Here is a 20605-nt window from a genome sequence, read left to right on the forward strand (position 1 = left end):
ATCTGTATTTTCTTGTTATACCCGCTGGAAAGTTTGTTGTAGGGCAACTGCACTACTAACTCATCGCCTTCAAAGGTTGCCTTTATCTCACTGATGTCAATGAAGTAGGGTATAGCCTTGTTATATATCACTACGGGCATATTGATTTTTTTACCGGCCGACTCGATCGGAATATGATAGAATACAGAGAGTGTATTGTTATGCACTTCTACCTGTAACGCTTCCTTCTCTATACCAGGCACGCGTACTCGTATTTCGCGACCTGTTGCTTGTTGCTGGAGTGACACTGCCGGTTCACTGATCCCTCCGTGCAATGTGTTCAGTACATCCACAGAGGTTAATAAATCCTGAAACTTTTTCTTATCCATGATTATGTTTCTCCTTCTTGGTTTGCTGATGACTCAATCCCTATACCAACTTCTTATCTAAGTCAAAACGACAACGGGTTAGACAATTTGGCTATCTTGGAAGCCGGCTATGTTACACGACTTTAAAAACGTAGAATACTTATTGAAAGGTTCGCTTGTACAGCAGCGAGGATGGCAAATTTTACAGGAGTGTAATGTTCTTAAAAAATTAGCAGCTTTTCACGCAGTGCTAACGGGTACGCTACCTTTAGACTTATTTATAGCCGGTAAAAGCGATTTAGATATAGTATGTTTTGCTAACGATCTTTCGCTATTTGAACAAATAGTAGAGCACGCGTTTGCATCGTATACGGCATTTGAAATAACACGCAAAAACATACGCGCAACACCCTCGGTTATTGCAAGGTTCCAATACCAGGAGTTTTTGTTCGAGCTATTTTGTCAGGCCATTCCGGTAGAAAAGCAATACGCCTTTCGGCACTTGTGTATAGAGTATAGCTTGCTGCAGCACTATGGCAAGCCTCTAAAAGAACAGGTGCTTCAACTAAAACAAGCGGGCATAAAAACAGAACCTGCCTTTGCGCAGGCACTGGGTTTATCGGGCGATCCGTATGAATCCTTACTGCTGCTTGATGTTAGTACTCTGCCGCCACTTCATTAATCCTGCTAAATATACCTTGCACTTCCTGAGGTATTCACAATGTTTCTCACCACAATAATTAGTATACTTGTAGTATAGCTTATATACTATGGGAAGCCCTTCACCTGTTATCACCACTATAAACCTGTCGAAGACATACGATGCTCCGGTTTTAAAGAATATAAATCTGACGGTAAATGCCGGAGAGATTATCGGGTATATCGGCCCGAACGGTGCCGGCAAGAGTACCACTATAAAAATACTCACTGGTATCATTCCTGATTTTACTGGCGAGGCTTCTGTACTCGGCCTGGATATACGTAAAGATGTGCTGGAGATAAAACGCAGAATAGGCTATATACCGGAGAATGCTGCGCTATACGATACGTTAACACCGATCGAATATCTTCACTTCATCGGGCAACTATACAAGATGGAGCGCAGCGATGTTGACAAGAAAGCACATGAGCTGCTCCATGTGTTCGACCTCAGCGGATATACCGATGCACGCATGACGACTTTCTCGAAAGGGATGCGTCAAAAAGTATTGCTCGTAGCCGGTATGATACACAACCCCTCCATTCTCTTTCTGGATGAACCACTCTCAGGGCTTGATGCTAATGCCGTAATACTGGTAAAAGAAATACTCACGCAACTGAAACACAGTGGCAAAACTATATTCTATAGCTCGCACTTAATGGACGTTGTTGAAAAAATTTCGGATCGTATCATGATCATCAACAAAGGTGAAATGATTGCTAACGGTACATTTGAAGAACTGAACACACAAGCCAAAGGCTCCCTGGAAAATATATTTACAGAGCTCACCGGTAATAAAGAACATACGCATGCTGCAGGTCAATTCATAAACATTCTTCAGAACTGATGAGCATGAATATTTTCCTCCTGAAATTTCTCGATCTCTTCGGTTGGCTATATAATCGGTTGGGCATCGACTATGCACAGCTCCGCTCCATTGTAGATATCAAACTTACGATGGACAATCGCAGGCAGATTGTTTCCTACAGGCGCAAGAACGACCAGGAGCCTGGCAACTCGTTTCTTATGACGCTGCTCATCTATAGCGTCTTCGGAGGCTTTGTAGCCTTGGCGCTATACTTCACTCCCTCGTTTGTTCTTTCGCTGGTCGTGTTCTTCAGCTATATCATTGTTATGATCGCGATGACATTGATCACCGACTTTTCTTCTATACTACTCGACACCAGCGACAACACGATCATCTTGCCACGACCTGTAAGCGGACAGACGTTATTTGCCGCACGGCTCACACATATACTTCTATACCTCGGGCAGCTTGCTATCGGATTAACAGTTCTGCCGGCTATCGTTGTAATTATGAAGTATGGCTTTATACTGCTTGCATTCTTTCTACTGGGTGTTATACTCTCGGTTCTTACAGCGGTGTTTACTACCAATGCGCTTTATCTGCTGATCATGCAATTTGCCAGCGAAGAAAAGCTCAAGAACATTATCAACTATTTCCAGATTATGATGGCGGTGTTCATTATGGGTGGCTACCAGATATTGCCGCGCATACTGGAACGCATGGATATAGCAAACTATGTATTTGAAATAAAGTGGTGGAGTTTTTTACTGCCGCCTGTATGGATGGCCGGTGCCCTGGAGACAATTCATTTTCACCTCACCGATTCGTTACACATAGCACTTACAACGTGTGCCCTATTGCTTCCCATAGCGGGTGCATACCTGGTTAACAAATACTTGTCGCCTATATTCAGTAAGCGACTGGGCAGCATGGCCAGCAGCACCGAGAAGACTGAAAAAGCCAAAACTGAAAAAGCCAGCTATATCGACAAGGTAAGTGCGTGGATCACCAACAATCCTTTTGAGCAGGGAGCGTTTAACCTGATCTATAAAATTCTGGGACGCGACCGGAAGATAAAACTAAAGATATACCCGGTGTTTGGTTATGTGCTCATCTTCGGGGCGATCTTTACCATGCAGGGTAAAAGAGATATAGTAGCTACGTGGCACGAGCTGCCCCAAACGCACTATCATATTATGCTGATATACCTGTCGTTTATGATTTTGCAGGTAGCGCTTCATGAAATTCCGTATTCAGACGATTTCAAGGCGAGCTGGGTATATTTCTCGGCTCCGCTTGATAAGCCCGGAGAGATTTTATCGGGCATGGTAAAGGCAATCTTTGTGCGCCTGTTTATACCGGGCTATTGCGCCATTAGTGCGCTGATACTTTTTATATGGGGACCGCATGCCGTTGCCGATATACTCTTCGGCTTGTTCAACAACTTTTTAATGGTGCTGATATTTTCGCTGATCAGCACGCGGCATCTGCCATTGTCAATGGCTCCCAATGTTCGCAGCCAATCGGGAAATATAGCACGCTCCCTTCTCACCTTTCTGTTTATTGGTTTACTGGGCTTCGGTCACTATATCTTTTCGAAAATACCGTTTGTATTGTTAGCGATGGTACCCGTGCAGCTGGGTGCTATATACCTGCTGCTGCGGTCGTACAAGAAAACGGGCTGGGACGATCTTACTCTTTGAAACGGAGCTTGAAATATAGCAGTGTAGAAGCCAGCATCAGCGTAAGCATGTTGGCTGCTATAACGGGTATATCCTGCACCATAATACCATAGATAAGCCACAACGCTACGCCCAGGCAAAAAATAGAGAACATACTAAGCGATAGATCTTTGGCAGAACGCGACTTCCAGGTTTTAATAACTTGTGGCAGAAAAGCGATTGTGGTGCAACCACCGGCAACTAATCCTATCAGTTGAATTGTATTCATAAGGGTCTGTAAAAAGCTTTTGCACTTCTTTACACGACAAAGTTAGCTAAACGTTGCGGTGTAAGACCGTTCATGTAATTTTATTCAACTACTTACAACTTAAAACGATTGCAGATTTTTTCTCTGTCGAAGCGATTGCACTGGTATACCTGTATATCAGATGTCGGCCTTCTTCAGTTTCAGATAGCTTGCATAGTTGAAGAGGAGCGTCCAGCCAAGTACAATCGCTATAGACGATAACTTGAGATAGTCCTGTATCTCCTGAAATGCATAGCGGGGAAATGGCCACGGTATCAAATACCAGATAGAACGCATCGGGAAGAAGGGTATAATCTCCGGTAAATAGTTATCTACTTTGGCTGCTATAATGGCTTCTATAGCCGGGAATAATAGCAGCAGTATAATAGTAAGCCCTGCGCGTTGTATAAGTATACCTAACATTAACGCGAACGACAGGAAGTAGAACAGCTCCAGGAAATAGGCAGGGAAAAATTCCAGATCCGTTAGCATCTGCTTGATTTCAAGCGAAGGGCTATAGATCATACCGGTAACAAGACCGATAACAAAGATCATGACAACGCTTACCAGGCTAAGCAATGCATTGGTAATGATCTTGGATAACAGAAACTGCTGACGGCTTAATCCGTCAATGATATTTTGCCTTACGGTGCGATAGGTATATTCGTTTGTTATCGAGATTACGATCAACACACCAAGTACGATCTTGAGCAATCCCGCACACCAGATGAGGTTCATCCAAACATCCGGAAAATGATATAGCGGTATACGATTGATGTTGATCTTCTGTCCGAAATCTTCGAAGGTGCGGGCAATCCACTTCAAAAATTCCATGCCGCTGGCGGCCCCCAGCCCTAACGTTATGAAGTATAAACCACCAATTACCCAGAAGGTACGGTAGCTTGTCATTTTCTTCAAATCTATCTTCAGGAGGTGCAACATAGCGTGCCGGTGAAATTTATAGTACGATAAATATATAGTTTGAAACTGTGAGTATATATCCCTTAATCTCTTACGAACCTGCCAGTATTTCGAGGAACTGCTTTTCGAGTGTTTTCTTTTTGGTAATGAGATGCGATGCTACCACACCTTTCTCGAACAGGAACTTATTGAGATCTACACTGTGGAAGCCTTCGCGCATGGCTACCTGGTAACTTCCATTCTCACGCGATATAGAAGAGGTTCCGGCAAAGGCCAGCAAGATTTCATTGAGGTTTTCTACAGATGCTGCCACTTCTACTGTTTCTTCGCCTCTGCCCACTTCATTTACCGGCCCAACGTGCACGAGATTGCCACGCTTTAACACCGCGAAGTGTGTGCATACTTTCTGCACTTCATCTAACAAGTGACTGGCCAGTATAATAGTCTTTCCGTTGGCAGCAATCTTTTTGATCAGCTCGCGGATCTCTGCTATACCCATCGGATCGAGTCCGTTGGTAGGTTCATCCAGTATAAGCACCGTGGGGTCGTTTAACAACGCAGAGGCTATTGCCAGGCGCTGTTTCATACCCAGTGAATAGGTGCGATACTTATCGTCTTTGCGCTCGTATAGTTCTACCAACTCCAGCACTTTCGGAATGTTAGCTTCCGGGCACTGCTTGATCATGGCATTCAGCTCCAGATTCTTTTGCCCGCTGAGGTACGGATAAAATATAGGGTGCTCCAGCACAGCACCAATCTTCTTGCGGATGTGATGTGTAGGAGGTTCACCAAACCAGGCAAATTCTCCTGCTGTTGGATTAACCACTCCCATCAACATGCCGAGCGTAGTAGTTTTACCGCTGCCGTTGGGACCTAACATTCCGAAAACCTGTCCGGGTTTTACTTCCAGCGACAAGTTGTTTACGGCTTTTATCCTGCCAAAATGTTTGGTCAGATTTTTAATGGAGAGTACTGCTTCCAAGTGTTGTAATGTTAGCTATATATAGGTAGACCGAAGCGTATGGGAATTACATTATTCCTCGTCTTTATCCTTCGTAAAGTTTCGGATTTTTGCTCCGATGTCTGCACTCTCGTCCAGAGTAGAATATAGCTTGGTAACTTTGTCGAGTGCGATCTTGCCCACTATATCCAGCACAAACAAATTCTCGGTATCGTTTATCAGCACCAGCATGCCTTTGGTGTCGCCATTTTTTTCTTTAACAAATATATCGAAGTTCTTGCCTTCGTGCCGGCTGGTCATCACTTCCTCAAATGAATCAGCTTTATAGTTGCTAACAATCTTCTTATAGTCACCCGAAGCAAAGTCTTTCTTCTTGTCGATCATCAGAAATTTCATTTTTTCAATGTCCTTGATCAACGCATCAAAATCTTTATCCTCTTTCTGGTTCAACATCCGCAGGGTGTTGTTGTAAAAAAACAGCGAGAGAGCTTCGCTATATTTCTTATGCAGTGCTTCGGTAGTGGCACTTTGTGCCTGCACTAAATTTACTGCTGCTACGAGCAGTATCATGGCAATGTATCGCATGGGGTTACAGACTGGTTAGTCGTTCGTGAGATTTCTCTTCAAGCAATTTCTTAGGATCAAGATAACCTTTTATTTCTATGGCTGTCAACTCATCATCACTTTCCACCAACATAAAATACAGGTTGTTTTTCTTTCCGTGTTCCTGCATATAAACGGTTATATAATTTCCGTCTTCACTGGCAGAAGCCATTTCTTCAAAGGCATCGTTCTTCAACAGTTTACGAAAGCCGCTTACTTTCAGTTCTCGTTCGCGAAGTGCATCCATAGGTACATGGAAGATGCGAACACTTTTGATCACACCAAAGTCATCATCTTCGTCTGACAACCACAGGGCTGTGCGCAATACAAAGCCACCAATGCTAAAGGATACAGCATCTTCTGCGCCATTCAATTTTTGTTTCAGGGTTGAAAAACTTTTGCTTTGAGCAAACGAGGAGAGCGAGGCCATTACAAGCAGGAGTGTTACGATACGTTTCATAAGCCAAAGGGGTTTGGGGTTGATATTTACCGGAAGATGCACTTGCTATCGGGAGGGTTGCATCGTGAAGAAAAAAATCCGGTGATATATACTCTCAACATCACCGGATCATCTATAGCACCTTAGTGCTTCTTGTCACCGTCATTCATCTTTTCAAGCTTTTGCAAGCCTTCTACGTTCATCTTCTTGCCGATCTTGGATATCTGTTTCAGATCAATTTCGCCAAAGAGACTCAGTATCATAAAATCATCTGTGCCGCCCATGATCATTACCAGCTCCGATATCTTTCCACCGCTTTCCTTGATCAGGAACTTCATGTCTTTATCCTTATCGCGTACTGACATCAGTTCTTCAAACTCTTTGCCCGGTATCAACGCGAAGGCTTCTTTATATAAGGCACGTGCATCCGATGTATTTTCTTTACCTAGTATACGCAGTCCTTTCAGCTTGCTGATGGCGTTGAGTACTTCCTGGTCCTCTTTACTCTCCACTTCCATGTTAGTGAACAGGCTGAACATTTTGCTGCTTACAGTTACCTGTGTGAAGGATTCATCGCCCTGGTATTTGGTAAAGAATTTAGAGATAGCGTCTTGTGCAAATGCTCCATTTACAGCTACCAATATCAATGCGATCACAAATATCTTTTTCATAGTAGTATAATTTCTGGTTATTGATTTTCCTGTGTGCCTGTGCGGGATATAGGGTGTGATATATACTCTAGAGTTTATTATTCTTTTCTTTTGCTTTCTTCTGTATCTCTTCCTGTGCCTCGTTAAACATGTTTATCTTCTTGGCCTGCTCTTCGGCTGTACCAAAACTTTTGGAGATCATGAGCAATGCTTTTTTGGTTTCTTCGAAAGCAAGCTGCGGGTCATCGTAGGTGTCTACAACTTCTGCCGGTGTTGTTTGCCGAACTTCATTGCGCACAAACCATATAGCCATGAGCAATACTGCCAGACCTGCCGCTATACGCATAGAGTTATAGAAGATCTTTACCATTCTGCCACGCGGTGCTACCTGAATCTTGTTAGCCAACGCGCTATCAAAAGACAGATCATTGAGTGTCTTTTTTTTACTTTCATCAAAGTAGCGGAACAGTGCGGCTGTTTCTTTCAGGTGGTCGGGTATATTTCCGGTCCTGAAGTAAGTATGTAACTGCTGCTCTTCTTCCAGCGAAGTTTCGCAGTTCCAATACTTGTTTAAAAGTTCTTCAATCCGGTTAGAGTCCATAAGCATTGATCTTCATCAGTTTTTCGCGCACAGCATTTCTGGCTCTGAACAGGTTTACTTTTACCTGGTTCATATCCAATTCGAGTATCTCGCAGATCTCGTTATAACTATACCCTTCAACATCGCGAAGGTGTATAACCTGACGCTGCTTCTCCGGCAGCGCTGCAATCAATTGATTAATCCGCTGCATACTCTCATGTATTTCGGTTGATTCATGAGGCGTTAACGCTTCGTTGTGAACATTAAAACTCTCTTCAATGGGCTGCGTCTGTTTCCGGTTTATGGAGCGAATGCGATCCAGCGAAAGGTTCTTGGTGATGCGCATGCACCAGGCCTCCCAGTTCTGTACTTCATTCATCTGCTCACGGCCATTCCAAACACGGATAAATACTTCCTGCACTACATCTTTGGCTTCTTCCTCGCTGCCCACAAACTTCATGGCAAAGCGGAAGAGCTTGTTCTTGACAGGTAATACCCGGTTTTGAAATGATTCGAGATTCATCCGTTGAAATTCAAAGACAAGACGCCAGGGTATAGCAGATGTTACAGCCCTGTTTTAAAATTTATTAAAATCTTTTTAAAGATCGTCTATCGCAGATTATCGAGGTCGCGGATCAGAATCTTTTTACGATCGAAGTTTATCAGGTTCTGATCTTTCAGCTCATTAAGAATAGTGGTAACGGTTTGCCGCGAAGTGCCGGTTAAGGCTGCTATATCTTTATGCGTGAGCTTGGTAGGGATCATGGTTTCGAAACCAACCTTGCGTCCTTTCCAGGCGGCAGTATCTTTCAGAAATTCGATCACACGCGTGCGGGCATCTTTAAATACGAGCAGTTCGAGCTTGCGCTCCAGCTTCATCAGGCGCAGACCGATAAGCTTTAATATTTTTAAACTCAGCTCGCGGTTCTCAAACATCAGCTCTTTTAATTCCAGTATGGTAAGCGGGCAGATCACGGCATCGCACATAGCCTGGGCAAAATCTCTGCGTCTGTCTTCACCCGCCAGGGCCAGCTCTCCGAATATCTCGCCCGTGGTAAGAATAGATGACACCACTTCTTTACCATCGTCCAGGTAATGCCCTATTTTAATACGACCGTCCACGATCAGATAAATGTTGGAGGCGGCATCTTCAGGCACATAAATAAACTGATCTTTTTTATAGCGGATAAACTCGTGCTTATCGCCCATCTTCTTTACTTTGTGCGGGCAAAGAATGTTATAAAGATTCACGCTTTCAAAGTACCAAAGTGCTGCTGCGGAGTTTGACATAACTTTCAATTTACAAAAAATGAATGTGCTCTCATGAAGGATCTCAGGCTTAGTGAAATCTGGATTTATCCGATAAAATCGTTGGGGGGAATACGATTATCATCGGCTAAAGTTATGGAGAAAGGTCTTCAATATGACAGGCGATTTATGCTGGTGGATAATGAAGGCAAATTTATGACTCAGCGTGTTTATCCAGCTATGGCGTTGTTCAAATTATCTATGCACGACTCCACCCTCACCGTTCAGTACCAACAGCAGACCCTTACTTTACCGGTTATCCCCGAAATACATACTCCGGATACCACGGTACAGATATGGGACAACACGGTGCAGGCGCATGAAGTTCATCCATCCTATAGCCAGTGGTTCTCCGAACGCCTCGGGTTATCGTGCAGACTTATGTTCTTCCCGGAAAAGAATGAACGACCGGTAGATCCGCAGTATAAAGTAAATGACGAGCACGTGAGCTTTGCCGATGCATATCCTTTTCTGATAATCGGTCAGTCATCGCTCGATGACCTGAACAGTCGACTGAAAGAACCTGTGCCGATGAATCGCTTCCGCCCCAACCTGGTATTTACCGGTGGTGAGCCATACGAAGAAGATACGTGGAGAAATTTTTCTGTCGGGCAGAACGAGTTTGTTGGCGTTAAACCTTGTGCGCGCTGCGTACTCACTACCGTAAATCAGGATACTGCTATAAAAGGTGCAGAGCCTCTTAAAACACTGGCCTCCTATCGCAATCGCAATAACAAAATATACTTCGGACAAAACCTGGTAGCTATAAATCACTTTCCCATTCAAGTTGGTGATTCTATAAATGTACTCTCCACAGTTGCCAACCACATGATCGCTATACCATGACATCGCTATATCTCAAAGCAGTACATATCATTTTTATTGTTACGTGGTTCGCCGGGCTGTTCTATATGCCGCGCTTGTTTGTATATATCATTGAAACACACGATAAACCGGAGCCGGAAAAGTCTATACTACTCAGGCAACTGAATATGATGGCGTCACGTCTATGGTTTGGCATTACGTGGCCATCGGCTATTATTACTGCGGGCATGGGCACATCCTTATTAATCAACCAGCCGCAGTGGCTTTCTATGGGCTTTATGCATATTAAGCTTACGCTGGTGTTTCTGCTGTATGTATATCATTTTTCATTGCATGTGCTGCAGCGCCAGCTTAAGAATGGCGTGGTGAAATATACTTCGCAGCAGATGCGTATATGGAATGAAGTATCAACGTTATTTCTGATCAGTATTGTATTTTTGATCGTTCTCAAAGATGCCCTGAGTATGCTCTGGGGAATTGCAGGATTGATCGGAGTAACAATTCTGATCATGGCAGGTATAAAGATTTATAAAAAATTGAGAAAAGATGATTAATGTAATGAAGTCTTGGTGTGCGAGATCCGTTATGCGTGCCATCGTGCCGGTAACTTTTCTATTCATGGGCACAGTCCTGTTTTCGTCATGTGCTAAAAAAGAAGAACCTCCCCTGCCGATCTTTGGCGAGCGCGAAGTGAAAGGAACCGATACGGTATATCACACAATCGACACGTTTAAGTTTGTTGATCAGGATAGCGCGGAAGTAACGAACGATACTTTTAAGGACAAGATATATGTAGCGGATTTCTTTTTTACCTCATGCCGCACCATCTGCCCGATTATGAAAACACAAATGCTGCGGGTATATGATTCGATACAGAACGATGCGAATGTTTTATTACTCTCGCACAGCATCGACCCGGAGTATGATACAGTAGGATTACTACATGATTATGCCGAACGCCTTGGTGTAAAAAGTGACAAGTGGCACTTTGTTACCGGTAATAAAGAGGATATATATAAAATTGCCCAGACGAGCTACTTTGCTACCGCGCTCGAAGACAAATCAGAACCCGATGGCTTTATTCACAGCGGAGCGTTTCTGTTGATTGACAAAGCAAAACGTATTCGCGGTAAGTACGATGGCACCAAAGAAGAAGATGTGAACCGCCTGCTGGCAGATATACAGCGACTGGAAAAAGAATATGCAAAGTAGGTTTAAAGCAGAAAGCTTAAAGCGTAAAGCTAAAAGTTTAAGGTTCAACGTTTCCAGCCTAAGGCTGGGTGGTTCTGCTTTCAGCTTTCTACTTTCGGCTTTCAGCTTTTTACTTCTGATAAGTTGTTCAGAGAAAAAAGCGGAATCATCAGAATCATCAGTGCAGAATATATCGACAGTAAAGGAACAGCAGTACTATGTGCATGGCGAGCAGCTATATTTGAAGAACTGCAGTAACTGTCACCAGGCCAAGGGAACAGGGCTCGGGTTGCTATATCCACCCCTGGCAAAATCCGATTTCGTGGATAATAATTTTGAGTCGGTTATCTGTTTGATGCGAAACGGTATAAAGGGAGAGCTGGTAGTAAACGGCAAGAACTTTAATAAGGAAATGCCCGGTATACCTTCACTCACCGATCTCGAAATTGCCGAGATCGCCACGTATCTCTATAACAACTGGGGCCACCAGCGCGATAGTATAGATGTGAAGGAAGTGAGTGCTATACTTCATCGCTGTCAATAGATCATCGAGTCTGCTATATGAAAAAGATACTCTGTGCCATCGGCCTATATCTGTGCGTAGCAACCGTATATATAGCTTCTGCACAAGCTGTAGATCTATATTCTCAGGGACTGGCTCTTGAAAAAGATTTCAAGGTAGAAGCGGCACTCGAAAAGTATGAGTTATTCTTAAAAGCCAATCCGCATCACGCACCGGCACTGACACACGCGAGCCGTATGCTCTCTAACATCGGAGGGCGTCTGCCGCTCGATGAGAAAGACGAAAAGAGAGCGTACTACGAAAAAGCCAAGGATTATGCCCTGCGTGCCATACCGCTCAATCAGCAAAATATAGATGCACACCTGGCCTATATTATTTCATTGGGGTTAATGGCCGAAGTAGCAGGCTCGCCACGCGATAAGATACACGATGCCAAGATCATTCGAACAGAAGCAGAAACCATTATCAAGCTCGATTCTACTTTTGCCGCTGCATACTTTATTCTGGGCAAATGGCATTTTGAGCTGGCCAAGTTAAGCTGGGTGGAGCAGGTAGCCTGTAAATTATTCTTCGGTGGTTTACCCGAAGGTATATCGATGGATGCGGCCGTAAGAAATTTCAGGAAAGCCAGTGCCCTGCAACCCAACACGATCTTGTTTCTCTATGGAGAAGCTTCTGCTTTTCATTATCAACAAGAAGATCAGAAAGCTATAAAACTCTTAAAGCAAGCGATAGCCTTATCGCCTAAAGAGCCGGATGATATACCGCGTAAGAAGCGCTGCACAGATTTATTAGAAGAGATAGAAGGATAAAAAAAGCCGTCCTGATTTTTTCAAGACGGCCTTTTCATTGGTATATACTTCTACATATACTTCATGTCAATACTAATGTCGAGATCTTTTTGATCGGGTAGCAGATCGATCTGCGCTTTTTCGAACGAAGGTGGCCCCACAGCACCCATGGCATTGTTCGAAAAACCGAAACCTTCCTTCGGTATTCCAAGCTTGTTCTTATCCATGTCTTTATTCTGGTTGGCATCGTGCAATACACTTATTGCATACTTGCCTGGCTTAAGATTTTCAAACACCACCGTTACCTGGTCAGACGTTGCCTTGGCAATTTTACCCTCTTTGGCATTACGCGGAAAGTCCTTGTCGTTATCAAAGAGTCCTACCAGGATATCTCCCTTATGTCCTTTTATTTTCTTCACCGTTACCTGCAACTTGGTTTGTGCCATTACGCTTGCTGTAACACCTATCACGACACACACCATTATCAGCTTCTTCATATTTAGTCTCGTTTAAAATTCAATATATAAAACTTTACCAGTTCACTGGCAGAAGTATCCGCGGTAAAAATTATGCCAGTAAATATTGTCATTTGTCTTCTACAGGCAACCGTTCATCCGTTATAACCATTTTTTCGAACGCTGAGATGCTCCCCTTGTCAATTTGAAGTATCATATCAAGAGTAATTTCGTAACTTTCATTAATTCCAACCCAAAATTATATATCATGGCATCTCTTACACTAAAAATCAACAACCAAAGTCACACCATCGATGTTGATCCGAAAATGCCTTTACTCTGGGCTATTCGTGATTTCGTTGGACTGACAGGTACAAAGTACGGTTGCGGAATTGCCCAATGTGGAGCTTGCACCGTGCACATGGGAGGTATACCCGTACGCTCCTGTTCCATTCCAGTTTCTGCTGCTGCCAATAAAGATATTGTAACCATCGAAGGTTTATCTGCCGACAACTCTCATCCGGTGCAGCAAGCCTGGATCGCTGAGCAGGTGCCGCAATGTGGCTATTGCCAGTCGGGACAAATTATGGCAGCAACAGCGCTCCTCAAGAAAACACCCAACCCGACTGATAAAGATATAGATAACGCTATGCAGGGTCACATCTGCCGTTGTGGTACATACCCTCGCATTCGTAAAGCCATCAAAACTGCATCTCAACTGATGAACCAAAAAGCCAGTGTCAAATAGTGGTTTCTGAAATATAGTATAGCTGCCCGCAACAGCCGGTATAGATATACTTATCATCAACCAATATTTACAAATTCTACACATATACATTATGAGTGCTATACAAAAGAATATATCCCGCAGAAACTTCATGAAGCTTTCCGGCATGACCGGTGCTGCTCTTACACTCGGATTTTATTTTCCGGCAGCAGGTAAAGAAGCTGAAGTAATGAAACTCGATACAGCCGAAAGCAAAGGCATAGACCTCAACGCCTGGATCAGTATAGATACCAACGGCAAAGTAACCATTACCAACCATCGCTCGGAGATGGGACAAGGGTCTTTTCAGTCTGTGCCGCAGATCATTGCTGAAGAACTGGAAGTTGATCTCAACAACGTGAGTATAGTTTTCGCACAAGGTAATAATGCCAAGTACGGAAGTCAGATCACCGGAGGTAGCTCCACCATTCGTGGCTCCTATAAAAAACTGTTACACCTGAGTGCTTCTGCACGCGAGATGCTGATACAGGCCGCTGCTAAAAAATGGAACGTAACTCCATCGGAATGCTATGCCGAAAATGGTTTTGTTATTCACAAAGCTTCCGGTAAAAAATTCAACTATGGAGAACTGGTGTTGGAGGCTTCTAAACTTGAGCCACCGAAGTCAGTAAAACTGAAGGCCATTGAAGAGTATAAAATACTTCGCAAACCGCTGCCACGTCAGGATACACCGTTGAAGACTAACGGCACGGCTATATTTGGTATTGATAAAAAACTTCCCGGCATGATGTATGCCGTGGTAGAACGCAACCCGCGCTTTCAGGGAAAAGTAAAAAGCTTTGATGACACCGAAACGAAAAAAGTACCTGGTGTTAAACATGTGTTCCCGGTAAAGATGAGTGTGTTCAGCATGACGCGTGAAGGCGTTGCAGTAGTAGCTGATAATATATGGGCAGCGATGCAAGGCCGTAAAGTATTGAAAGTAGAATGGGATGACTCCGGCTTTGAGCATCTTAACACGGAGCAGCTATACGCACGCATGAGCGATGCACTGAAAGGTGGTGAGAGTCTTTCTGTGCGCACCAGGGGAAATGCCGAAGGTGTATTCCAGAAATCTTCCGGTAAAGTAGAAGCGATTTACGAAACTCCGTATGAGTCGCACAGTTGTATGGAGCCGGTAAATTGTGTTGCTCACTACCAGGACGATAAACTTGAAATATGGGGACCTATACAAGGACCAGACTGGGTGCAGGATTTTTTGAGTACGCTGATGGGACTGCCAAAAGAAAAAATCATTGTAAATATGACTTTCCTCGGTGGTGGGTTCGGAAGAAAAGCTTTTATGGATTATCCGCATGAGGCCGCTATAATTTCAAAAGAGATCAAAGCACCTGTACAAGTTGTATGGACGCGTGAAGATGATACAACACAAGGACCGTTCCGTCCGGGTATGATGTATCAATGCAAAGGCTCTGTTACTTCGGGTGGTGGAGTTGAATCGTTCATTATGCGTTCTGCAGGCCAGAATATGGATCACCAATGGCCTAATGCCGATAAGAAATCCTATAACAATTCTGCAACAGAAGGTTTCCTCGAAACATATTTTGAATCACTTCCGCACTATAGCTTCTCCGATGCTCCGCTGGATGTACCTATACCGGTAATGTGGTGGCGATCAGTATATGCTTCTACCAATACATTTGCATTGGAAAGTTTTATGGATGAACTGGCGATAAAAGCAGGTAAAGATCCGTTGGAATTTCGCAAGCAGCATTTTCAGGATGGCCGCTATCATGAACTGGTAAATAAACTTGAACAGGTATCCGGATGGAAATCAAGAAAGAAAAATGAAGGCTATGGCGTAGCTATAGCAGAAAGTTTTTCCAGCATTGTTGGCGAAGTAGTAAAAGTATCCAAGAAAGCTGATGGCAAAGTAAAGATTGATAAAGTATGGGCTGTGATGGACTGTGGCTGGTATGTTAACCCTGACATTATCAGAGCACAAATTGAAGGCAGCATCATTATGGGATTGGGCGCTGCTACGGTGCATGCCACGCACTTCAACGATGGTAAAGCTGTTGAACAAAACTTCAACACTTATAAAATGCCGCGCATGATGGATACACCCGAGATCGAAATACACATTATGGATAACGAAGAGAAAGCCGGTGGTGTTGGAGAACCAAGTCTTCCGCCAATAGCCCCCGCGTTAACGAATGCTATATTTGATCTTACTGCCAAACGTATCCGTAAACTTCCGTTTAACCTGGAAGAAGCATAGCAGTACGTGTAACACCTATATATTTCGAAAAATAAATCAACCAATAACAGGGGCCATCGGTAACAGATGGCCTATACTTTCTAATAGACCTATATAAAAAGCATGAAGATAAAATTCAGATCCACACACGTAGCGATAGCGATGATCGCAGCATCCGGTTTTTCATTGGCAGCCTTTCAGCAAAAGCCGAAGTTCGACCTCAAGGCAAGTATCGCCCGTGGAAAAGAAGTATATACTACACAATGTATAACCTGCCACATGGAACAAGGAGAAGGGTTGGAAGGAGTATATCCGCCCCTGGCAAAATCAGATTATATGATGGCGGATAAAAAGCGTTCTATTCAGCAGATCGTTCACGGTGTAAGTGGCGAGATCAAAGTAAATGGTGTTACTTATAGCGGAGATATGCCTGCGGTTGAATTGACCGATGAACAGGTGAGCGATGTATTAAACTACGTGCGCAATAGCTGGGGCAACAAAGGAAGCGATGCTGTAAAGCCAGAAGAAGTAAAGGCTGCCCGATAAATAACACTATGACGCAACGCTATATATTCTGCCTTTTACTTCTCTGTGCTTGTGTAAAGAAACAGGATGCCGAGCAGGGTTTGCTTACGAAAGAAGAAGTTGCATCGTTCGTGAACCAGTATGATCAGGCATGGAATAGTAAGGACACACTTAAAGTAAATGAAATACTGGGGCCAGACTATATATACTTCAATTCTGTAGGAGGCTTGAGCACGCGGGCAGAAACACTTCAGTTTCTGGGCGACAGCAGCTATGTAATACTCGATGCGAAACGTTCTGAAGTTGAAGTTAAAGTAACCGGAAATACAGCAGTAGTAAGTTCGCACTGGAAAGGAGAACTTATATGGAAAGGAGATTCTATACACGACAACCAGCGATGCGGACAGGTATACCTGAAGCGTGACGGGAAGATACTACTGATATCGGAGCATTGCGTGGCTATACAGGCAGATTGATATATAGTGAAGAAAGCGATAGTGAAGAGTAAAGCGAAATCTATATGAAAGAGCTCAAAACAATTGTACAGGAATCCGCCAAAATAGATTTCAGCCAGCGCAAAGCTGCTGTTGCTACCGTGGTAAAAGTAAGAGGCTCATCCTATAGAAGTCCCGGTGCACGCATGCTGATAAGTGATGATGGCAAATGGGTTGGTTCCATCAGCGGTGGATGCCTGGAAGGCGATGCCTTACGAAAAGCCCGGCACGTTATGCAGCACAAGGAACCGATGACGGTAACATACGACACACGCGAAGAGAGCAATCAAAATTTAGGCATAGGGCTCGGCTGCAATGGTGTTATTGATGTGCTCATAGAACCCGTAGATATACAGGATAGCGATAACCCGATTGTATTTTTTGAGAACATCATCAAGATGAATATACCGGTAGCACTGGCTTCTGTCTTTGCACACGAGGATAGCAAAGCGATCGGAAGAAAAATGCTGCTTACGCCCGGTGCCACCCAACTTCATAATTTGGAAGATATAGCATTGGAACAAGCTATATCTATTGATCTTGAAAATTTGTTTGATACAAAAAAATCAGAAGCCCGAAAATATACTATTGACGGAAAAGAGATTGAAGTATTCATCGAGTTGATTCAACCGTCAGTATCACTTATCATTTTTGGAGGAGGCTTTGATGCGCGACCGGTGAGTCACCTGGCTAAATCATTAGGATGGGATGTAACGGTTACGGATGAATGTGTAGCACATATAGCGCCTTTGTTCTTTCCGAATGCTGATAATCTTTCACTTTGCCACAGAGAATATGTAGATCATAATTTTGAGATCACTGCCTATACAGCGTGCGTACTGATGTCGCACAACTATGAGTATGATCGTGATGTTCTAAAAAAATTATTGAAGACCGAAACTCCTTATATAGGTATACTTGGGCCACGAAAGCGTTTTGACAAAATGGTGGATGAATACGCGAAAGAAGGTATTGTGCTGTCGGCTAACGATCGTCATCGCATTCACGCGCCCATTGGTCTTGATATAGGCGCAGAAGCTCCCGATGAAATAGCCGTTTCAATCATAGCAGAGATACAGGGTAAATTTGCCAATCGCTCCGGAGGATTTCTCAAATACAGAACCGGTCCTATACATCATCGCGATACAGCCAGCGACCAGGTATTTAAACAGGTATATCTGCATTCGTACGAAAGTAAATCCGCACAAAGGTCCTGACATCTCTTATGAAAAAACTGATTGTATATCTCCTGTTTGCTATACCGTTCCATACGTATAGCCAGGATTTTCAAAAAGAGATAAACGATCAGGTATGGAAGCCTTTCATAAAAGCTTTCGATAATTATGATACACCAAGCTTCATGTCGGTGCACTCCAAAGATTTAGTGCGTTCTCCGCGCGACTCCAAGACTATATCCAACTACGAGCAATATAAAAGTCAAAATGAGCAAGGCGATGCCCGCTCGCGTGAAAAGAAATCCCAGCGCACCATTGAACTTCGCTTCCTCGAGCGCATAGCCAGCGCTACACAGGCGTTTGAAGTAGGTATATATAAAACTACGGTGATAAACGCACAGGGTGAAAGCCGGAGTTTCTATGGTAAATTTCATGTTGTGCTTCGTAAAGAAAACGGAACATGGAAAATTTTGGTAGACTCTGATTCATCGGAGAACGGAACAATCTCTGAAAAAGATTTTCTTGAAGCCACAGCCATGTAATTAAAGCTTGTCTCCTATGGTAACCATCCATCACCGGATGCTTGCTATCTTCCACTATATTTTACAGATTCGTAGAGCTCAACCCAGACCTATGAAATCTGCTTTTGTTCTGTTAGCCTGCATGGCTTTCTGTATTTGTTGTAATCAAAAGACTGAGACTGATCCTTACTCATCGTGGCGCATAAAGGGCGGCACTGCCGATGGTATACAGTATTCATCTTTGAAACAAGTGGATAAGCTAAATGTATCACAGCTTCAACCTGCGTGGACGTATCGCAGTGGTGACGCTGATACAGTGAATAATCGTACTCAGATTCAGTGCAATCCTATCATCATCGATAATATACTCTATGGTACATCTGCGTCATTGAAAGCTTTTGCTATTGATGCAGCAACCGGAAAAGAAGTATGGAAGTTTTCTCCCGAAGAAAAGAACGATGGACTTGGCGTTAACCGTGGTGTAACCTATTGGGAGGAGGGCGATGACAAACGAATACTATATTCTTTCGGTCAATATCTCTATGCACTGGATGCACGAACCGGCAAAAAGATTGAAACATTTGGCACCGGTGGTAAGGTAAGTTTAAAAGAAGGACTTGGAGAAAGAGCCGCTAACTTGATGGTGTTGTCCAATACCCCGGGCGTTGTATATAAAAATCTCATCATTGTAGGGTCGCGTGTTCACGAAGGCCCCATTGCTGCACCGGGCTATATTCGTGCATTCGATATACGTACGGGTAAACTTGCGTGGGTATTTCATACTATACCACAACCTGGAGAGTTTGGGTATGACACCTGGCCGCAAGAAGCCTGGAAAAAAATTGGAGGAGCAAACTCCTGGAGTGGTATGGCTGTGGATCATCAGCGAGGATTAGTGTTTGCATCAACAGGATCTCCATCATTTGATTTTTATGGTGGCAACCGAAAGGGTAATAATCTGTTTGCTAATTGTGTGCTTGCGCTGAATGCAGAGACCGGAGAACGTAAATGGCATTACCAGGTTATTCATCACGATATGTGGGACCGCGATCTTCCGGCATCCCCTATATTAACAAAAGTTGTTCACGATGGTAAAGATATAGATGCCGTAGCACAGGTTACCAAGAGCGGGTATGTATACTTATTGAATCGTGATACAGGTGAACCATTGTTTCCTGTAAAAGAAATACCGGTTCCTCCATCTGACCTGGATGGTGAACAGGCATCGCCTACCCAACCAGTGCCTGAAAAACCTTTACCTTTTGCACGCCAGGCATTTACGGAAGACATGATCAACAACATTACCCCCGGAGCAGAGGAGTATGTGAAAGAGAAATTCAAAGGACTGCGAACCGGAAGACAATTTATACCGCCCAGTAAAGAAGGCACCATTATATTTCCCGGCTTTGACGGAGGTGCTGAATGGGGAGGCCCATCGTTCGATCCTGCAACAGGTATACTATATGTAAACGCTAACGAAATGCCCTGGATACTTACGATGGTAGACGTACGCATGAAGGGCGAAGCATGGGCCGGTATATCGTTATATCGCACGCATTGCGCTACCTGTCATGGTATAGATCGCGGGGGTGATGGCCACGTGTTTCCGGCATTACGAGACCTTCAACCTAAATTCAATAAAGAAAGTCTAAAGCAATTTGTACTAAAAGGGAAGGGTGTGATGCCTGCATTTACACATCTCAGTGATCAGGAGCGCGATGCCATAGCCCGCTATGTACTCGACCTTCAAGAACGCACGGAAGATGAAAAGAAAGGTATATTTGAGCGAGATCCCGATATACTATATTCGAATACAGGGTATAATCGTTTCCT

At 43.8% G+C, this 20605-nt stretch carries 26 protein-coding genes; 15 read left to right on the forward strand and 11 right to left on the reverse strand.

Features of this window, described 5'->3' with window-relative positions; translation table 11 throughout:
* Window positions 1-368 (reverse strand): Hsp20/alpha crystallin family protein (locus VIN08_RS04580; protein ID WP_331960904.1); only part of this gene is annotated, 368 nt, incomplete at its 3' end.
* A 109-nt stretch (window positions 369-477) separates the two neighbouring features.
* Between VIN08_RS04580 and VIN08_RS04585 the strand changes: the two genes are divergently transcribed.
* From VIN08_RS04585 to VIN08_RS04595, 3 genes are all read left to right on the forward strand, one after another.
* A complete protein-coding gene (locus VIN08_RS04585; RefSeq protein ID WP_331960907.1) occupies window positions 478-1029 on the forward strand; it encodes a DUF4269 domain-containing protein in 552 nt (183 codons plus the stop codon).
* Between the two features lie 88 nt (window positions 1030-1117).
* Entirely contained in the window at window positions 1118-1894 is a 777-nt protein-coding gene (locus tag VIN08_RS04590) for an ABC transporter ATP-binding protein (RefSeq protein ID WP_331960910.1), read from the forward strand.
* A gap of 5 nt (window positions 1895-1899) precedes the next feature.
* A complete protein-coding gene (locus tag VIN08_RS04595; protein ID WP_331960913.1) occupies window positions 1900-3558 on the forward strand; it encodes a hypothetical protein in 1659 nt (552 codons plus the stop codon).
* Here VIN08_RS04595 and VIN08_RS04600 read toward each other — a convergent pair.
* The 9 genes from VIN08_RS04600 to VIN08_RS04640 all read right to left on the reverse strand — a co-directional run bounded on the left by VIN08_RS04600 (window position 3548) and on the right by VIN08_RS04640 (window position 9267).
* Window positions 3548-3805, reverse strand: a complete 258-nt coding sequence (locus tag VIN08_RS04600; protein ID WP_331960916.1) for a SemiSWEET transporter — start codon at window positions 3803-3805, stop codon at window positions 3548-3550. The two genes, VIN08_RS04595 and VIN08_RS04600, sit on opposite strands and share 11 nt — an antisense overlap.
* 156 nt (window positions 3806-3961) lie before the next feature.
* A complete protein-coding gene (locus VIN08_RS04605) occupies window positions 3962-4765 on the reverse strand; it encodes an ABC transporter permease subunit (RefSeq protein ID WP_331960919.1) in 804 nt (267 codons plus the stop codon).
* Window positions 4766-4835: 70 nt separating this feature from the next.
* Window positions 4836-5726, reverse strand: a complete 891-nt coding sequence (locus VIN08_RS04610; protein ID WP_331960922.1) for an ABC transporter ATP-binding protein — start codon at window positions 5724-5726, stop codon at window positions 4836-4838.
* A gap of 51 nt (window positions 5727-5777) precedes the next feature.
* A complete protein-coding gene (locus tag VIN08_RS04615; protein WP_331960925.1) occupies window positions 5778-6290 on the reverse strand; it encodes a DUF4252 domain-containing protein in 513 nt (170 codons plus the stop codon).
* 4 nt (window positions 6291-6294) lie between these two features.
* Window positions 6295-6768, reverse strand: a complete 474-nt coding sequence (locus VIN08_RS04620) for a DUF4252 domain-containing protein (RefSeq protein ID WP_331960928.1) — start codon at window positions 6766-6768, stop codon at window positions 6295-6297.
* Window positions 6769-6890: 122 nt separating this feature from the next.
* Window positions 6891-7418, reverse strand: coding sequence for a DUF4252 domain-containing protein (locus VIN08_RS04625; RefSeq protein WP_331960931.1), 528 nt, complete (start codon window positions 7416-7418; stop codon window positions 6891-6893).
* A gap of 67 nt (window positions 7419-7485) precedes the next feature.
* The gene (locus VIN08_RS04630) at window positions 7486-8004 is read right to left on the reverse strand and encodes a hypothetical protein (protein ID WP_331960934.1); all 519 of its coding nucleotides are present in this window, start codon (window positions 8002-8004) and stop codon (window positions 7486-7488) included.
* Window positions 7988-8500, reverse strand: coding sequence for an RNA polymerase sigma factor (locus VIN08_RS04635; protein WP_331960937.1), 513 nt, complete (start codon window positions 8498-8500; stop codon window positions 7988-7990). The genes VIN08_RS04630 and VIN08_RS04635 overlap by 17 nt, the downstream gene beginning before the upstream one ends.
* A gap of 86 nt (window positions 8501-8586) precedes the next feature.
* Window positions 8587-9267: a Crp/Fnr family transcriptional regulator gene (locus tag VIN08_RS04640; protein WP_331960940.1), complete on the reverse strand. Its 681-nt coding sequence runs from the start codon at window positions 9265-9267 to the stop codon at window positions 8587-8589.
* Between the two features lie 33 nt (window positions 9268-9300).
* On the opposite strand from VIN08_RS04640, the gene VIN08_RS04645 reads away from it, so the two are divergent.
* The 5 genes from VIN08_RS04645 to VIN08_RS04665 all read left to right on the forward strand — a co-directional run bounded on the left by VIN08_RS04645 (window position 9301) and on the right by VIN08_RS04665 (window position 12636).
* The gene (locus tag VIN08_RS04645; protein ID WP_331960943.1) at window positions 9301-10131 is read left to right on the forward strand and encodes an MOSC domain-containing protein; all 831 of its coding nucleotides are present in this window, start codon (window positions 9301-9303) and stop codon (window positions 10129-10131) included.
* Complete coding sequence (locus VIN08_RS04650) at window positions 10128-10664, forward strand: CopD family protein (protein ID WP_331960946.1); 537 nt, start codon at window positions 10128-10130, stop codon at window positions 10662-10664. The genes VIN08_RS04645 and VIN08_RS04650 overlap by 4 nt, the downstream gene beginning before the upstream one ends.
* 31 nt (window positions 10665-10695) lie before the next feature.
* Window positions 10696-11322 carry an SCO family protein gene (locus VIN08_RS04655; RefSeq protein ID WP_331960949.1) on the forward strand — a complete coding sequence of 209 codons (627 nt, stop codon included), beginning with the start codon at window positions 10696-10698 and terminating at the stop codon, window positions 11320-11322.
* Window positions 11323-11482: 160 nt separating this feature from the next.
* The gene (locus VIN08_RS04660; protein ID WP_331960952.1) at window positions 11483-11845 is read left to right on the forward strand and encodes a cytochrome c; all 363 of its coding nucleotides are present in this window, start codon (window positions 11483-11485) and stop codon (window positions 11843-11845) included.
* Window positions 11846-11862: 17 nt separating this feature from the next.
* A complete protein-coding gene (locus VIN08_RS04665; RefSeq protein ID WP_331960955.1) occupies window positions 11863-12636 on the forward strand; it encodes a hypothetical protein in 774 nt (257 codons plus the stop codon).
* A 50-nt stretch (window positions 12637-12686) separates the two neighbouring features.
* Here VIN08_RS04665 and VIN08_RS04670 read toward each other — a convergent pair whose 3' ends face one another.
* A complete protein-coding gene (locus VIN08_RS04670) occupies window positions 12687-13112 on the reverse strand; it encodes a DUF2141 domain-containing protein (RefSeq protein WP_331960958.1) in 426 nt (141 codons plus the stop codon).
* Window positions 13113-13338: 226 nt separating this feature from the next.
* Here VIN08_RS04670 and VIN08_RS04675 point away from each other — a divergent pair, with 226 nt between their 5' ends.
* The 7 genes from VIN08_RS04675 to VIN08_RS04705 all read left to right on the forward strand — a co-directional run.
* Window positions 13339-13818, forward strand: a complete 480-nt coding sequence (locus VIN08_RS04675; protein ID WP_331960961.1) for a (2Fe-2S)-binding protein — start codon at window positions 13339-13341, stop codon at window positions 13816-13818.
* A 91-nt stretch (window positions 13819-13909) separates the two neighbouring features.
* Window positions 13910-16078, forward strand: a complete 2169-nt coding sequence (locus VIN08_RS04680; protein WP_331960964.1) for a molybdopterin cofactor-binding domain-containing protein — start codon at window positions 13910-13912, stop codon at window positions 16076-16078.
* 102 nt (window positions 16079-16180) lie between these two features.
* Entirely contained in the window at window positions 16181-16603 is a 423-nt protein-coding gene (locus tag VIN08_RS04685; protein ID WP_331960967.1) for a c-type cytochrome, read from the forward strand.
* Window positions 16604-16611: 8 nt separating this feature from the next.
* The gene (locus VIN08_RS04690) at window positions 16612-17058 is read left to right on the forward strand and encodes a nuclear transport factor 2 family protein (RefSeq protein ID WP_331960970.1); all 447 of its coding nucleotides are present in this window, start codon (window positions 16612-16614) and stop codon (window positions 17056-17058) included.
* Between the two features lie 44 nt (window positions 17059-17102).
* A complete protein-coding gene (locus VIN08_RS04695; RefSeq protein WP_331960973.1) occupies window positions 17103-18293 on the forward strand; it encodes an XdhC family protein in 1191 nt (396 codons plus the stop codon).
* An 8-nt stretch (window positions 18294-18301) separates the two neighbouring features.
* Window positions 18302-18793, forward strand: coding sequence for a nuclear transport factor 2 family protein (locus VIN08_RS04700; RefSeq protein ID WP_331960976.1), 492 nt, complete (start codon window positions 18302-18304; stop codon window positions 18791-18793).
* Window positions 18794-18884: 91 nt separating this feature from the next.
* Window positions 18885-20605: c-type cytochrome (locus tag VIN08_RS04705; RefSeq protein WP_331960979.1), on the forward strand; the 1721-nt coding region annotated here is incomplete at its 3' end.

Origin of the sequence: Ohtaekwangia sp. (assembly GCF_036568665.1) — a bacterium.
GTDB lineage: Bacteria > Bacteroidota > Bacteroidia > Cytophagales > Cyclobacteriaceae > Ohtaekwangia.